Origin of the sequence: Streptomyces sp. YS-3, assembly GCF_045257485.1 — a bacterium.
In the GTDB taxonomy this organism is placed as follows: domain Bacteria; phylum Actinomycetota; class Actinomycetes; order Streptomycetales; family Streptomycetaceae; genus Streptomyces.
Genome location: NZ_JBJHPC010000005.1, coordinates 1 through 14,133, shown reverse-complemented (window position 1 = coordinate 14,133; position 14,133 = coordinate 1). Strand labels below are relative to the sequence as shown.

At 67.1% G+C, this 14,133-nt stretch carries 15 protein-coding genes and 1 pseudogene; 5 read left to right on the top strand and 11 right to left on the bottom strand.

From position 1 onward, the window contains the following. Positions 1 to 648: 648 nt before the first annotated feature. Positions 649 to 1,026 carry a peptidylprolyl isomerase gene (locus ACJA3G_RS01060; protein WP_406550919.1) on the bottom strand — a complete coding sequence of 126 codons (378 nt, stop codon included), beginning with the start codon at positions 1,024 to 1,026 and terminating at the stop codon, positions 649 to 651. A gap of 59 nt (positions 1,027 to 1,085) precedes the next feature. Between ACJA3G_RS01060 and ACJA3G_RS01055 the strand changes: the two are divergent. After that, positions 1,086 to 1,239, top strand: a pseudogene (locus ACJA3G_RS01055) (IS5/IS1182 family transposase); the annotation flags it as partial. Positions 1,240 to 1,255: 16 nt separating this feature from the next. Here ACJA3G_RS01055 and ACJA3G_RS01050 read toward each other — a convergent pair. Then, entirely contained in the window at positions 1,256 to 2,029 is a 774-nt protein-coding gene (locus tag ACJA3G_RS01050) for an SDR family NAD(P)-dependent oxidoreductase (RefSeq protein ID WP_406550918.1), read from the bottom strand. Between the two features lie 532 nt (positions 2,030 to 2,561). On the opposite strand from ACJA3G_RS01050, the gene ACJA3G_RS01045 reads away from it, so the two are divergent. Beyond that, positions 2,562 to 3,629, top strand: coding sequence for a hypothetical protein (locus ACJA3G_RS01045; RefSeq protein WP_406550917.1), 1,068 nt, complete (start codon positions 2,562 to 2,564; stop codon positions 3,627 to 3,629). Positions 3,630 to 3,788: 159 nt separating this feature from the next. Here the strand turns inward: ACJA3G_RS01045 and ACJA3G_RS01040 are convergent, their stop codons facing one another. Beyond that, positions 3,789 to 4,643 (bottom strand): hypothetical protein, encoded by an 855-nt coding sequence (locus ACJA3G_RS01040; RefSeq protein ID WP_406550916.1) that lies wholly within the window; start codon positions 4,641 to 4,643, stop codon positions 3,789 to 3,791. Between the two features lie 578 nt (positions 4,644 to 5,221). Between ACJA3G_RS01040 and ACJA3G_RS01035 the strand changes: the two genes are divergently transcribed. Next, positions 5,222 to 6,193, top strand: coding sequence for a patatin-like phospholipase family protein (locus tag ACJA3G_RS01035; protein WP_406550915.1), 972 nt, complete (start codon positions 5,222 to 5,224; stop codon positions 6,191 to 6,193). Continuing rightward, positions 6,190 to 7,245: a 1-acyl-sn-glycerol-3-phosphate acyltransferase gene (locus tag ACJA3G_RS01030; RefSeq protein WP_406550914.1), complete on the top strand. Its 1,056-nt coding sequence runs from the start codon at positions 6,190 to 6,192 to the stop codon at positions 7,243 to 7,245. The genes ACJA3G_RS01035 and ACJA3G_RS01030 overlap by 4 nt, the downstream gene beginning before the upstream one ends. A gap of 39 nt (positions 7,246 to 7,284) precedes the next feature. Here ACJA3G_RS01030 and ACJA3G_RS01025 read toward each other — a convergent pair whose 3' ends face one another. The 8 genes from ACJA3G_RS01025 to ACJA3G_RS00990 form a co-directional block, all read right to left on the bottom strand. Continuing rightward, positions 7,285 to 7,944, bottom strand: coding sequence for an FAD-dependent monooxygenase (locus tag ACJA3G_RS01025; protein WP_406550948.1), 660 nt, complete (start codon positions 7,942 to 7,944; stop codon positions 7,285 to 7,287). 8 nt (positions 7,945 to 7,952) lie between these two features. Further along, the gene (locus tag ACJA3G_RS01020) at positions 7,953 to 8,084 is read right to left on the bottom strand and encodes a hypothetical protein (RefSeq protein WP_406550913.1); all 132 of its coding nucleotides are present in this window, start codon (positions 8,082 to 8,084) and stop codon (positions 7,953 to 7,955) included. A gap of 230 nt (positions 8,085 to 8,314) precedes the next feature. Next, complete coding sequence (locus ACJA3G_RS01015) at positions 8,315 to 8,974, bottom strand: MSMEG_1061 family FMN-dependent PPOX-type flavoprotein (RefSeq protein WP_406550912.1); 660 nt, start codon at positions 8,972 to 8,974, stop codon at positions 8,315 to 8,317. A 493-nt stretch (positions 8,975 to 9,467) separates the two neighbouring features. Beyond that, entirely contained in the window at positions 9,468 to 10,352 is an 885-nt protein-coding gene (locus ACJA3G_RS01010; RefSeq protein ID WP_406550911.1) for a hypothetical protein, read from the bottom strand. Positions 10,353 to 10,648: 296 nt separating this feature from the next. Further along, positions 10,649 to 11,098, bottom strand: a complete 450-nt coding sequence (locus ACJA3G_RS01005; protein WP_406550910.1) for a hypothetical protein — start codon at positions 11,096 to 11,098, stop codon at positions 10,649 to 10,651. Positions 11,099 to 11,356: 258 nt separating this feature from the next. Beyond that, on the bottom strand, positions 11,357 to 11,812 hold the full coding sequence (locus ACJA3G_RS01000) for a hypothetical protein (RefSeq protein WP_406550909.1): 456 nt from the start codon (positions 11,810 to 11,812) through the stop codon (positions 11,357 to 11,359). 50 nt (positions 11,813 to 11,862) lie between these two features. After that, on the bottom strand, positions 11,863 to 12,561 hold the full coding sequence (locus ACJA3G_RS00995; RefSeq protein WP_406550908.1) for a hypothetical protein: 699 nt from the start codon (positions 12,559 to 12,561) through the stop codon (positions 11,863 to 11,865). 32 nt (positions 12,562 to 12,593) lie between these two features. Further along, positions 12,594 to 12,953: a DUF4190 domain-containing protein gene (locus ACJA3G_RS00990; RefSeq protein ID WP_406550907.1), complete on the bottom strand. Its 360-nt coding sequence runs from the start codon at positions 12,951 to 12,953 to the stop codon at positions 12,594 to 12,596. 463 nt (positions 12,954 to 13,416) lie between these two features. On the opposite strand from ACJA3G_RS00990, the gene ACJA3G_RS00985 reads away from it, so the two are divergent. Further along, a complete protein-coding gene (locus ACJA3G_RS00985) occupies positions 13,417 to 13,827 on the top strand; it encodes a Rid family hydrolase (protein ID WP_406550906.1) in 411 nt (136 codons plus the stop codon). The last annotated feature ends 306 nt before the right edge of the window (positions 13,828 to 14,133 follow it).

Here is a 14,133-nt window from a genome sequence, read left to right as displayed (position 1 = left end):
ACGGCGTAGCCCCGGGGACGCTTACAGGACACCGCAGCCGGGCCGTACCGGAAAGCCCGGCACCATACGGTTCGGTCAACTCACAGCGACGGGTTTGAGGCGGCCGGACGTGTCCGGCCCCACGTCTGCGCCGCTTGCCACAGGCACCCATCCGTCCCGAGCTCGTCGGGCGAAGCCGGACAACGGCTCAAAGACAACGAGGATCTGCACCCATCCAGGTGAAAATCCCGTGGGTGCGGAGCGCCCTGGTGGTCTTGGCATCGGGGTTGCGAGGACCGCAAGGCTTGGCCACAGCTACCGGCTCGGACAGTAGCACCAGCGGCCTGGGTCCGGTATTCGGTGGACGGGCGGGACAGGCTGCCGATACGGAGAGCGAAGCCGTCGCGGCAGCAGCTCCGGCGGTGCCCTGTGTCGTCGGAGCTCAAGCGCGTGCCGCCCTCCCTGACCGAGGACGCCGGGCTCGGCCTCGGCCTCGGAACCCAGACCGGCTGCGGACGGACTCGGCTCTACTTGCTGCCGACGGTGACGCGATCGATGACCACGTCAGTCGCGGGATAGTTGCCGCGTCCTGTCCTCGTCGCCGCAATGGTGTCCACGACGTCACGCGGTGCTTGATCAGCCACCTCGCTGAAGAACGTGTGGGCGGTGTCAGGTGAGTGGTCGGGGTGACGGTGATGAACAACTGGGAGCTGTTGGTGTTCTTCCCCGCATTGGCCATGGCGAGACGGTTGGGCTGCTCGAACGTGGGGTCGGGGGGTGGATGTCGTCCGCGAACTTGTAGCCTGGTGCGCCGCGGCCGGTGCCCGTAGGGTCGCCGTCTTGGATCGCGAAGCCGGGGATCACGCGATGGAAGATCGAGGCGTCGAAGAACGGCCCCGAATCTGTGCCGCGGGCGTTCTGGCCGTATCGCGTGGACACGTCGGCGAGTTCTCCGAAGTTGCTGACTGGCTTGGGGGCCTTGTCGGCGAAGAGTGTCGGGCGGATGGCGCCCTGTGAGATGTGAAGCGTCGCGGTGCGTTCAGTCATGGCGGCCAGGTCATCCCGCCGCTCGAAGCCGTTCCGCCGTGCGCGGCAAGCGAGGTCGCCTCGATCACCTCGCACCCCTGCTGGCCATCTCGCCGGCCCGCCGACCGCGCAAGGACACCCTCTGCATCGTTGAGGGCGCCCTGGCCCCTAACCCGAGACCGGAGCATCGCGGCCTCCAGGCCGGCCCACCCAAAAACTACTTGCCTGCACGTATCCCAATGGAATCGGCTCATTGTGCCAAGTATCCGCCATCCACCGGCAAGACCACTCCGGTAATGAAGGATGCCTCATCTGAGGCAAGGAAAGCAATTGCCGCAGCCACTTCGCGTGGCTCTCCAATTCTCCCTATGGGGTGGGCGTTGACCATTGAGGCGATGTACTCATCCCCGCCGGGGGAGTCCCTCAGCTCTTGAACTCGTTCGGTCATAATGGTTCCGGGTGCCACAGCATTTACTCTGATCCCGTCGCCGGCACACTCCACCGCGAGGTGCTTCGTCAAGCCTGAAGCCACGAACTTTGCTGGCCCGTATACCGCCTGGTTCCGCTGCCCCGCTAGGCCGGAGACTGACGACGTGCAGACAATTGCCCCTCCGCCGCTCTTCCGCATTTCTTCGATTGCAAACTTACAGCAGAGGAACATCCCCTTTCCGTCTATCAGCATTACTTTTTCCCAGTCCTCGGGAGTGGATTCTGCTATTCCGGTCAGGGGGATGATTCCTGCATTTGCCACGAGAACATCAAGGCGCCCCTGGAGTTCTACGGCAGTGCGGATGGCGTGCTGGACGTCATTGACGTTCGAGACATCACCAGAGACAACGTCGACTTTCAGGCCTTGACGGTCCAGCTCTTCCTTGAGATTGATTAGTCGCGGCTCGTTCCAATCCATGGCCACTACAGCTCCACCTTCGCGAACGAGGGTCTCGACGGTCGCGCGTCCAATTCCATTCGCTGCACCTGTGACAAGACATGATTTCCCTCCCATGCGGGATTCTATGGCACTCATGGCCTTCCTTTCGTCAAGTACGTTAACGTGCCTCATATCGTACGCTCACCACCGGCGAGAGGGGTGGTTGTGCGAGTTATTCTTTCTGTAAATACTGCCCGGGCGGACTCACCCGCCCCACTGATTAACAACCGCCTCTTAAATGCACTGTTTCTCAGGGAAGCGTCCCCGATATGGGTCAATCAGGGTCTCTGTCCTGGACAGGATTGCCGCGCATGTGCTAGTCCGTTAGCTCGGTCCCACATGCCGTCGTGGGCGCTGAAGAGAGAAACCGCATGCGATGATTCCACCGCTCCTGTCTCACTATTACGATTCTGTGTGCCAACGCGAGATGCTTATTGGATCGCGCAATGACGTGACGCGACTTGCGAGGTCTCATGTCGGGGTATCGGCTATGGGACAATTGCGCTGGGATGCAATCCGCAGCCCTCGACGCTTGCAGACCCATGCCCAGCTCCTGGATGGATGCCTATTTCACCTGATTGCCAACGATCGATATGCTGAGCGTCTCAGTAGCGTCCTCACTGGGAGGGTGCAAACCCTCCCTTTTGAAGTCACGGTCTCCGGCAACAGCTTGGAAGATTCGTTACGGGACATGATGTCGCGGCCGTTTCTGTTCTCTTCACTGGCCGCTTCCCGACCGCAACTCCTGGCTCTGCAGGGCGCCCTGGAACTCAGCGCCTCCCCTGATGAAGTGGAACGTCGTTGCACCCGAGATGGAGTGGTTGAAGGACTCTTCGGCCTCATAAAAGATACGGGTATAATTTCTGTAACCGAATGCGAACGTATCCGTGACGCATGGCACTATTGGGTCGAAGCAGAGCATCGTGGCAGCCTGGTCACTCGTCCAGCGCAGCCGTACGGGGATGACACGCAGTCCTTTGTCATGGAGGGCTTCGCAGAGTTACCCCTGCTGACCCCGTGCGGGCGATTCGTCGCTTCCCGAATCACCTCCTCCGCAACACTGGACGCCCGCACAGGGACACGGCGCCGAAGCCTGGCGCATCGAGAGATAGAGCTCCTAAATCAGGCCGACGCGGCGGAGCGAAGTGATGCGACTCGGCTCAAGATGGCCTTCGACCGTTGCTACTACCGCACGATTGCGCAGGCCGAACTCGCCATGTTCTCCAGCGCGGACTCCACGAGTCTGCGGGGCGTTCGACGAAAGGCATCAATGAGATTTAGGGATCCGGCCCGGACCGTCATTTTTCCGCATGACTTCCAGGAACAGCTCGGAAGAATGACCGCTGCGCAGTGGACCGGGTTTCTCGAAGACTTTAGCGAGGAGCTGCACAACTGGTGGACAAGTTGGGATGTGGAAAGCCTCCAGGAGATCGGAAAGAAAATCGGTAGCCCGGCTGTTTCTCAAAGCCCGAGCGGCTCCGTGTACGTGAATGCTGTCATCAGCGTAGGCAGCGGGGCGGCTTCCAGTCTGGCGGACCCTTCTCCCCAGGGCATGATGATCGGTGGAGGCGTCAGCCTCGCCACTTGGGTCGTCGCTGGCCCGGTGGGAGAACGGATGCGGCAGTGGTCCAGCGACCGCTATGCCCGCTATGACGTCGTGGAAGTGCGCCCTGCCGACGCGATAACGGACGGGTGAGGTTTCGTCAGCGTCCCCCCGTCCGGCCGCAGGACGGTGGGCGGCGCCGTTCGCTTGGGGATCGTGCGTCTCGGGAGGTCGGTGCCGACGGACCGTAGGCAGTCGTCCCGTTGAAGTTTGGTGGGATGATGCGGCGACCAATGCCACCAGCCCGCCCACTCACAGGCGCGGAACCTCTTTCGTACCGTCGGCCCCGCGGCTCCTCCTGGTGCGTTGCTTGCGGAGTTTTTCCGCGACTTCGTGGGCCGAAGCCGGGTCATAGACCGTCATCGTCTTGTCCGGCGAATACATCGCGGCGCCCCGGGGCGTGTACGAGTAGCTGCGGATGCCGTGGCAGGCAACCAGCTTGTCGACCGCGTCGACGGGCACGTGCCAGAGGGCAGCCAGGTCTGATTCCGTCCACCACTCGTCCGGGCACACGAAGTTCCGATCAACCTCCGTCCGGCACTCCACCGCTACTTGTGCCGATCCGAGTTGGCTGGTCAACCAATCGAGCAGTGCCTTCAGACCGACCTCGGACATCGGGGCCTGAAACCCCGGCTCGCACTCCACCGTTCCTGCACGCGTGTGCAACACCACTTTGAGTGACTTTCGTTGGCCCGCTCTGAGCCGCTCGACAACGACGACGCGCTGCAGATCAGCCGCAGCAACGGTCGACGAACGCAGGAAGTGAGCGATCACGAGTTGCTTCGCGTTCCCCTGAGGACGGAACTCGATCCACCGCACCATGGTGTTCGACACCGTGAATATCAACGCCAGGGCGAGCCCGATCACAACCAGGATTGTCAGCCCGAGACCAACCCAGAGGATGCCCCAGACCAGCCTGGACTCCGTGATCACGGCGATCACCAGAGCCGGCAGCAGGAGGGGGGCCGCGATCCACAGCGGGACCGCGACGCTCGCGCCGAGGGTGAAACTGAGCTCCCGGACTCGACTTGGCACGAACACCAGCCGCCAACCCGCTGCCCTCGCCGACACAACTCCCGCCAACGGATCCGTGCTGCGCATGGCCATGGGTCAAATGTAGATACAAGCCGAGCAATTCGTAAGAGGTTGGCACAGCACGGTAGTTCGAGGTCCGCCAGAGCCCCTTCCGATCTCCCGCGCAAGGCTGTTGCACGGATCACCAAGCCAGAACAGGTCGGAGACCGAGGGCAAGCCGGCCCCACGCCTCAGCGAGCATCCGGTCGGGGTGGCGGTACGTCGTCGGGGAAGACGGGCGTGCCGTCATCGACCCTCTGAGGGCGTCCGTCGGAGGGGGTGCTCTTTGGTGCTCTTGAGATTGCTGAGCTGGCCGTCGCAGCGTCGAAGCTGATTCGGAGCCCGTCGGCCTTGCCGAGCCAGCCGTTCGTACTGGCGGACCACCCTCACGTTGCGACACCGATGTGGCGGAACAAACAGACCGTGCCGACCCGGCGCAGTACCGGAAGGCGGATCAGGGCGAGCACGGACAGGGCGGCAAGCAGCCATGAGGGGCGGCCAGAGCTCATCGCCGAGGAACCGCTCATGAGGACCGGTGGACAAATCCGGTGTCGTACCCGAACACTGCAGGCGCCGCGGCAGCCCGACCGGCGCCGAGCCCGCCGGGCCGGGTGAAACAGCCCACCGTGGTGGCCGGCCGGGGCGTGGATGGGACGGCGGGGGCGGGGCAAGCGCTGAATATGGATGACGATGCCATGACACGGCAGCCCGAAGGAAAGAGCACCGATTACCGCTGTGCGTTCGTCCTGGGCGGAGGCGGGGCACTGGGCGCCTACGAGGTCGGGATGCTGAGGGCCCTGATCGAGACCGGAATCCGCCCGGACCTGGTGATCGGAACATCCGTGGGCGCGATCAACGGCGCGGCGATCGCGGCCGAGCCGACGGCGAAGGCAGTGGCCCAGCTGGGTGAGCTGTGGGGGAGCCTGGGCCGCTCGGGCGTGTTCTCCGGCTCGGTGCTCCAAAGCCTCCGACTCGCTGCCCGAAACCGCACCCACGTCTACTCCTCCGCACCGCTGCGCGATCTCCTGGAAACCCGGCTCCCGGCGCGGCACATCGAGGATCTCGCGGTGCCCTTCCAGTGCGTCGCGGCGAGTATTGAAAGTGCTGCCGAGCGCTGGTTCACCCAGGGGCCCCTCATTCCGGCGGTCATGGCCTCGTGCGCGGTCCCGGGACTCCTGCCGCCGCTCGAAATCGACGGCGAGCACTTCTTCGACGGCGGCCTGATCAACAGCATCCCCGTGGGCCGCGCGGTCGCCGCCGGAGCCCGCACCGTCTACGTGCTGCAGGTCGGACGCGTCGAGCGGCCACTGCGAGTTCCCCGGGCACCCTGGGAGGTGGCTGCCGTGGCTTTCGAGATCGCCCGCCGACATCGCTTCACCCGGGACATGACCGACCTGCCTCCGGAAGTCGAGGTGCACCTACTGCCCACGGGGGCGGCATCCGGCAAGGGGGAGGACCTCGCCGGCCGGAAGCTCCGCCACCGCGACTTCGGCCTCTCCGCACGCCGGATGGAGTCGGCGTACGAGGCGTCAGCCGCCTACCTGGCAGCCGCAGGCAAGTCCCGCAGGGACGAAGTTTCATGAGCCGCGCGGTCGGCGTACGCGATGTGGCCAGGCGATGCGTCAGCGTGCCCGCACTCGTCGTCCTGATTCCCGTCGCCGCGGCTCTGCTGCTAGTGACGCTGGTGCTGGCGCCGCTGTCGTTGTTCGCCGGACGGTCGGGGCGGGCCTGGCAGCCCCAGCGGCTGGCTCTCTACGCCCTCGTATACCTCGTTGCCGATCTGGGTGGGGTGCTCGCGGCAGGTGGCGTGCGGCTGCGCTGCCTGGGCGGTGGCCGAGACCGCGAGGAGCGCCTGGTGACGCTCAACTACCAAGTGCTTGCACGGCTGCTGGACTTCCTGGTCACGTGCTCGGGATGGATCTTCTCGCTACGAGTCGAGGTCGACCCGCCGATCCCGTCGGGTACGGACCGGTCGCGCGAGGGCATAGTGGTCTTTGCCCGCCATGCCGGCCCCGGAGATTCGATCCTGCTGGTACACGGCCTCCTCTGCCGCGCGGGCCTGCGCCCCCAGGTCGTCCTCAAACAGTTCCTCCGCTGGGACCCGTGTCTGGACATCGTGCTCAGCCGCCTGCCGCACTGCTTCGTCCCACAACGGGCCGAAGCCGGGACCTCGGCGGCGATCGGCTTGTTGGCATCCGCACTGCGCCCGGGGGAGGCGCTGGTGATGTTCCCTGAAGGCGGCAACTTCACAGAGCGACGCAGGCGGCGGGCCATCGGCTGGCTCAACCGCACCGGCCAGCTCCGGCGAGCGGCTCGCGCTCGCCACCAGAAGCACGTCCTGCCGCCCAGGATGGAGGGATCGCTGGCGGCACTGTCCGGGGCGGGCGATGCCGAAGCGGCAGTCGCCTTCGTCGCGCACACCGGACTCGACCGCATCGACTCGCCGGCCCGCCTGTGGCAGTCGATCCCCCTACCCACGGCGGTCCGCGCCACCTGGTGGAGTGTGCCCGCCCGCGCGATACCAGCCGGACGGCAGGCCCGCGAGTCCTGGCTGACCGACCAGTGGTCACGCGTGGACGCCTGGGTCGCCCGGGAGTGGAACCGTCCCGCCGCGGCACCGCCCGCCGCGCCCTAGCTGTATTGAGCGCAAGGGATTGTTGACACGTGCGGGCCTTCAGCAGCACGTACACCTCCGGTGCCGTGATAGTTGTCCACTGCTCTGGCCCGGATGTGCGAGGCGGGCGGCGATCCGGTCCACGTCGTCGCAGACAGAGGCAGTCCGGGAGAGCATCGAGAGCCGCGCGTGCCGGTGTCCTGGGGGGAAGCTGATCCCGGCCGCCTTGCGCACCGTGCTGCGGCCCCCGTCACAGCCGGCCAGCCATCGGCAGCACACGGTCGGCGCCCCATCCCTACCGTCGACTTCGGCTGTCACACCGTCATCTTCCTGCCGCAGCCGGGTGAGGCACCGGCTGAGGACGAGGCGCGCGCCCGATCTCAGGGCCCACTCCGTGGGCTCCTTCACGTGGGTTTGGGGGATGCCGAGGGCATAGCGGTGTTTGGTGCGCATGGTGGTGAGGTCGAGACGGGAGGGGCCGACGAACATCTTTGTCGGGAGGGTCGGCCCCTCGGCGAGGAATCCGGCAGCGAGACCACGGCGGTCGAGCAGCTCCATGCTCCGGGCATTGGGGTTGAACCCGCGGCAGAATCCCGGCGGTGTGGGCTTCCGCTCCAGAACCAGGGCGCGCACTCCGGGGCCCCCGAGCCCCCGCCGAGCGTCAGCGCGGCGCGCCTGGCTCCGACCATCAGGACACCGACTTACCTCGTTCCTCGACATACGGTCGCTCACGACCGCACCCCTTCCGGCCACGTCAGCGCTCCCTGTTCGATCTCCTCGGCGGTGCGCTCCACCCAGGCCAGCTCGGCCCGTGTCGTGGCAGTGGCGTACTCGGCCTCGATGATGAACAGGCGCGGCACGTCATGCTCTTCCCGGGGCCGCGCGGTAACCCTCCGCGTCCCCTGCGATCCGCGCCCGCAGCGTCGCGGCGGCCCGCTCGCGCAACGCGCCGTCGCGCGGGCGCGGCCCAGCGCTCCGAGGTACCCGGCGGCGGAGGAGCCGCGGGCACTTGGCTACTGGGTTTCGATGACTTGGACTCGATGGACCTGGGTCACTGCATGCAAGCTCGGCAGCAATCGCGGTCAGCGTGTCACTCGTACCGATACGTCAATGAATCCGCCTCGGCCTGCTCGACATCGGCGATCGTCAGCCCCGGCATCCGCAGCTGGGCCAGCGTCACCTCGGCCGAGGTCGGCTGAGCATCCGCCGACAGCCATTGCTCCGGCTTCCAGGCCCCGCTGCGCATAAGCGACTTCGGGCAGTGCGGGTAGACCTCCTCGATCCCCACCACCAGTGCACTGGCCGGCGGTTTGCCCACGGCGGTCAGCTGGGAGAGCAGCTCGGGGCGGGTGGAGACGCAGGCCCGGCCGTTCACCCTGAGGGTCGTGGTGCGTCCCGGGACGACGAACAGTAGACCGGCCCGTCCGGTGGCGATGACATTCTGCAGGGTGTCCAGACGCTTGTTGCCGGTCGCGTCCGGTATCGCCACTGTCCGGCTGTCCAGAACGGCGACGAATCCGGCAGGACCGCCACGCGGGGATACGTCACAGTTGCCCTCGGCATCTGCACTGGCTACCAGGACCAGCGACGAGCAGGCGATCAACGACTTGGCCTGGCCGGTCAGTTCGGCCGTCTGCTTGCGCACAGCAACGTCGCCGGGCAGCACGTAGGCCTGGCGCAGCGCCTCCTGGTCGGCAACGGCGTCACGGCGAAGGGAGTCGAAAGCACTGGTGGCAAGGGGTAGCGTCATACCGCTGACCCTACGGCCTGTCTTCACGTTCCCGTCTGCCTGGCGACGCCTGGCACGCACTTCCACCCGGCACGCCGAGAGCACGCACCGGTCATTCAGGGCGCGCGATGTGCGTGCGCATCCATGCGGGGTCGGGGTTTCGTGTGCGGCCTGCCCGCCACGACGACGGTCGGCGCGGTCTCGCTGCTGTCGTTGGCTGCCCGCACGGCTGCCGCCCCTCGCCGCATCGCGCCAGATGTCGACCCAGTAGGCCTGACGGGCGCTGCGGCCTCTAAAGGCGGTGCAACTGGCCCGGTACCGGCGGACGGTGCTGGACTCTTCCGGGCTGGATGCGGCGGTGGAACTCGTTCACGCGCGGATCGCCCACCGCGAGTGAGCCCTCTGCTCACCTCCAGCCGGGCCTGCCCCAAATGTTTGGCCATCCAGTCGGCCGCCCTCGACGAGATCTTCCCCGGCCCTGGGCCGTCCCCGGTGACTTTCGCCTGGTAGGCCTTTACACGCGTCCGCCTAAGTCGGGCGGCGGGCCGCCCGGAACCCGCACCGGGGGCCCCTCCTCGGCCGACGGTCCCAGGGGTGTACGTGCGGCCCCGGCACGGTTCAGCCGGACGGCCCGATCAGCTGGAGGTCGACATGACCCGCGGTGCGCGAGCGACGGGGCTCCGTCGCCCGTGTCGATCGCGGTCAACTGCCAGAGCCTACCCTCGAATTCGAGGGCGTCGCCGATGCGCGCGTCGTCATAGACGGCGCCCCCGCCGACGCGGCTCGTGACCGAGATGTGGGCGCGGGCGGGGTCGGCGACGACATTCTGGAGGACCGCGCTGATCGCGCCGTGCCTCTCGGTGTCCGGGACGTGCCAGCGCAGGCGTAGTCGGCCGTCCGTCAGGGCCGGCAACTTCGGGTCCAGAGCACTGGGCACCGGCGACTGGGACACCGTGGTCTGGTCCTTCGGTGTGAGCACGACCCGGTAGGTGCAGATCTGGGAGACGGTGAAGGTCTTGCCGTTCACCGTGAGGGACTGGCCGGGCCGCACCGGCCAGGTCCGGGTGCCCGCCTGCGCGGTGCCCGTGCCGGTGCCGTTGGTCAGGGTCGCCGTACGGTGCGTACCGTCCGAGCCGCCCTCCTTGTACAGCACCGGGCCGGCCCCGTCGGGCAGTACCTCTGAGCCGCCGCGCAGGACGTGCAGGCCCTTGACGGTGTCGGAACCTTCGCCCTGGGGGCCCTTGTCGGCCGCGGGGGCGGCAGTGCGCGAGGATGGCGGGGGCGTCGCCGTGGTCGGGTCGGAAACGTCGGCGCCGGACACTCCCGCGCAACCTGCCCCCAGCACCAGCACGCATCCCGCCAACGCAGCGGCACGTACGGAACGTACGACGGTGGTCACTTGGGCACCTCCAGGGCCTGCGGACTGTTGGAGAACTGCGTGTACTGCTCCGGCGTGGCCACGATGTCCGCGTGCGGGGGCACCACGGGTTGCCCGGGACGATGTTGTCGGCCTCGAAGACCTTGGTCACGGCGGTCATGGAGCACAAGGGCGCCCGAGTTGTCGCACGGCAACCACAGTGCCCGCATCGTCGCCGCGAGGTCCTGGGGGCGACGCCGACCACCGTTGGCTCCGTCTCGACGCAACCCTGAGATGAACAGGGCCGGTGCCCCTCAGCCGAGCCGGCTTTGGCCATCTCAGGTGGCGGGGTCCGGCAGGGCGTCCAGAACAGTGTCCAGGCTGGTTGGCAGGCGGTCGGTTGAGGTGAAGTACAGGTGACCGTCGTACTCGAATTCTAGTCGGACGGCGTCCGGGGCGGCGGCGTCCAGAGCCGGGAGCTCCGTGAAGCGCGCCAGGTTCAGGGCCCGTCGCAAGCGAGTCAGTGCTGCGGCGCTCATCTTCGGCTCGGGGGAAGGCTTCAGGGTGGGATCGGTGAAGAGACGGTGGGAGCCGTCCTTGTCGACCTCGACCTTGCGCCACTGCGGGTTGCGTATGCTGCCACGGCTGACCACCGCCACCAGGCGAGGATCGGGGCCCGGCGATACCGCGAGGTGGCGTTCCAGGCCGGACAAGGTCCGACCGTCGCCGCCCGAGCCCGCGTCCGAGGGCAGCCCGCCGCAGCCGGTCACCATCATCAGCGCTGTCACAGTGCACGCCAGCCTGCCGACTCCTGCTACCGAAGACCGGCCGGGTCGGGCCGGCCTCCATCTGAGGAACGCTCCCGCCCGCGTCTGCCGCTCGTCTGCGCACCTCACCGTCTTCCGCATGGACTCAACGTAGGGAGTGCGTGCATCAGGGTGCATGAGTACTCGTACTCATCAGCACTGTGCTGATGACCCCGTGAGAGACGGGAAGGTGGCGCGATATGCGTGCGTACGGGCTGATGAGGGACGGCGACGACGCGTCTACGAAAGGTGCGGCTGTGAATACACCAGGACCGGAGCATGCGGCGCATACGTGTCGACCGCGGTCTGGAGACGTTCGGGGTCGAGTCGCCAGAAGTTGATGGGACGACTGGCCAGGAACAACTCATGGTCGATGTGCGGAGCCAGTCGCCCGGTTTGTTCCCGGCTGAGGTGGCTGTTCATGCCGGGCAGGTGGGGCGCCCCGTCTCGCCGCTGTACTCCGATGTGATTGATGTGGGGCCCGGCCGTGCGCTGCTGCCACAGCACTATGGTGGTGATGTCGGCCCAGGGCACGAAGGCGAGTTGGTGGTCGTACCGCGCGGGAGCTCCACCCAGGAGCACCCCCTCCGCGTCGACACGGAAGGCAACCAGTTTCTGCCACCCTTTGCCGGCGAGCAGCTGGAAGGGTGTGCGGGTGAAGTGCGCCTCGTACACGGGGGAGTCCTCATCAGTCATTGCGTTGAGTCATTGGGTTCAGTCATGGGGGCCGCGATGTGGTGATGCCGTCAGTTCTGCCGCAGGACAGCCATGGCGAAGGCCAGGCGCCGGTCCAGCCAACTCGCTTGCGGTATGTAGGACTTGATGCCCTGGGTGTGGCCGGCGGTCAGCACGACCTCGTCGTCGGCGCACCAGGTGACGGGCTTGGTCGGGCGTACGTAGCTGCGGCTGTCGGCCGCCATCTCTCCGTAGAGCACGGATTCGGCGACGCCGGAGACCAGGCTGCCCGCGCCCCGCACGGCGGCGTCCTTGCCGCGCGCCGCGATCTCCTTGGCGCTGCCCCTGGCCCAGTGGTAGCGGGCCACGACGTCGGGATGCCCCGGCTGGCGCAGCCACCAGCCGTGCTGCACGGTGCGTTTGGCCGCCACGGTACGGAACACCAGACCCAGCTCCTGCCCCGTCTGGTCCCGTACCTGATACCGCTCGCTGCCGCCGCTCATGGGCACGATGGTGCACAGCAGTTCTTGCGGCTGTGTGGCGTCGTGCAGCTCGTAGGCCCGGGTCTGCAGGTCCTGCTGCTCGACGAACGCGGCGGCAGCGAAATACCGCACCCCATCGCGAGTCACCGACATGCGCACCGCGCGCCGTCCGATCAGCGCCTTCTGCCGGAACGCGGCCGGGCGCACCACCTCGCCGACCACGAAGGCGCTCTCGGTGTCCCACCGCACGGGGGCGACGGGCGGGTCCTCCTTCTTCCTGCCGAACACAGCCATCTCCTTCTTGCCCCCCTCGCGGAGGTTCAGTGCAGGGCTCCGAAGAGCAGAGCGAATCCCGCGAACACCCCGACGGCCACCAGCATCACCAGACCCGCGTACAGCGAGCACACCCACCCCGTCACGATTGAGGCGAGCGCCCACCAGCGGCCGGGCAGTCCTTGGCGCTTGGCCCGCCGGCGGGCCACATGGCCCGAGATGATCGCTGTCCACGCGGACAGCTCTACGAGCACGAACCAGCCGAACGTCGCCGGCATGTAGACACTCGCCGCTGTCGCCCACATGCTGCCGCTCGCCACGATGGCCGCCATCAGGGCTGCGCCAAAGCTGATCGTGGCGGCCCGATTCTCCGGCTGGACCCGTACCTCTTCCCCCATGTCGACCATGTCGGAAAGGCTAACAACCGCCGACGACACCGCTGGGGGGTGGTGCCCTCGGTCTGAGGCATGTACACCCAGGTCAACGGAGGTGTTGGTCCGCGCCTACGGGAAGCAGCCCCAGGCGGGGCGTTCGCAGTCTGCCTGCCTGCCCTGCAGGGCGGTGCGGTGCGCGGGCCGTACGGAGGAATCCGGCATCGGCATGCTCACGCCGTCGTCGCTCCGCGTTGAAGTCACCCCTCCTGGACCAGGCCGCGCTCATGAACGCGTCGATCGGTGGCCGTCCGCGGCCGACACCGGTGCGGAGCAGCGCGTGCAGCGCCTGCGCCATGGGCAGCTGAAGGCGTTCAGGCGGGTGCGGGTTGAACTGGGGCGAGAAGGATAGCGTCAGGCAACCTCGCGCCGTGTCGGACAGTCGCGAGGTAGGGGAAATTTCGTTGCGTGTGGGGGGCAGAGTAGTCAGACTCGCGGCATGACAGCGAGGATCAGTCGTATCAACCCCGAGCAGTTGCATGAGACGCCCGGCTACCATCACATCACCGTGGCGGAGGTTGGCCGAACGGCTTATCTGGCAGGGCAGTGTCCCCTCGACCGGGGCGGCTCTCTCGTCGGCGCGGGCTCCGTCGCCGTGCAAGCCGATCAGGTCGTCGTGAGTGCACTCGCTGCCCTCGCGGCGGTGAATGCCCAGCCGGAGCACGTGGTGCGGTCGGTGATCTATGTGCGGAGCGATGACAGGGAGGACCTGGGCATCGCCTGGAGCCGGCTGACCGATTCCGCCCTCGGCCCGGCCTTCACGTCCGCCAGTACCCTCCTGGGGGTTGCGCAGTTGGGCTTCACCGGGCAGCTGGTCGAGGTGGACCTCACCGTCGCGCTGCCCGACTGAGCGGCGCGCCTGACACCTCGAACGGAGCCTCGCACTGCTTCGCCAGGATGGGCATGTGCCTGATGTCGGGGCGGCCTTCGCCCTGTCGGTGGAGCGTCACGCTTCCGGGGTGACTCGTTCGACTGCCTGGCCGCGCGTGGGCGCGAACTGTGCGAACCGGTCGATGCGTTGCTGTGCGCAGACGATCCGGTGACCTCGTCGGCGGACCTCACGCTGGTGACCGAGCACTGGCGCCGGGACCACGCGCCACCGGACAGGCGTGTGCAGCTGGTTGTCACCCCCCTGGGATTGGGCGGTGGGTGATCC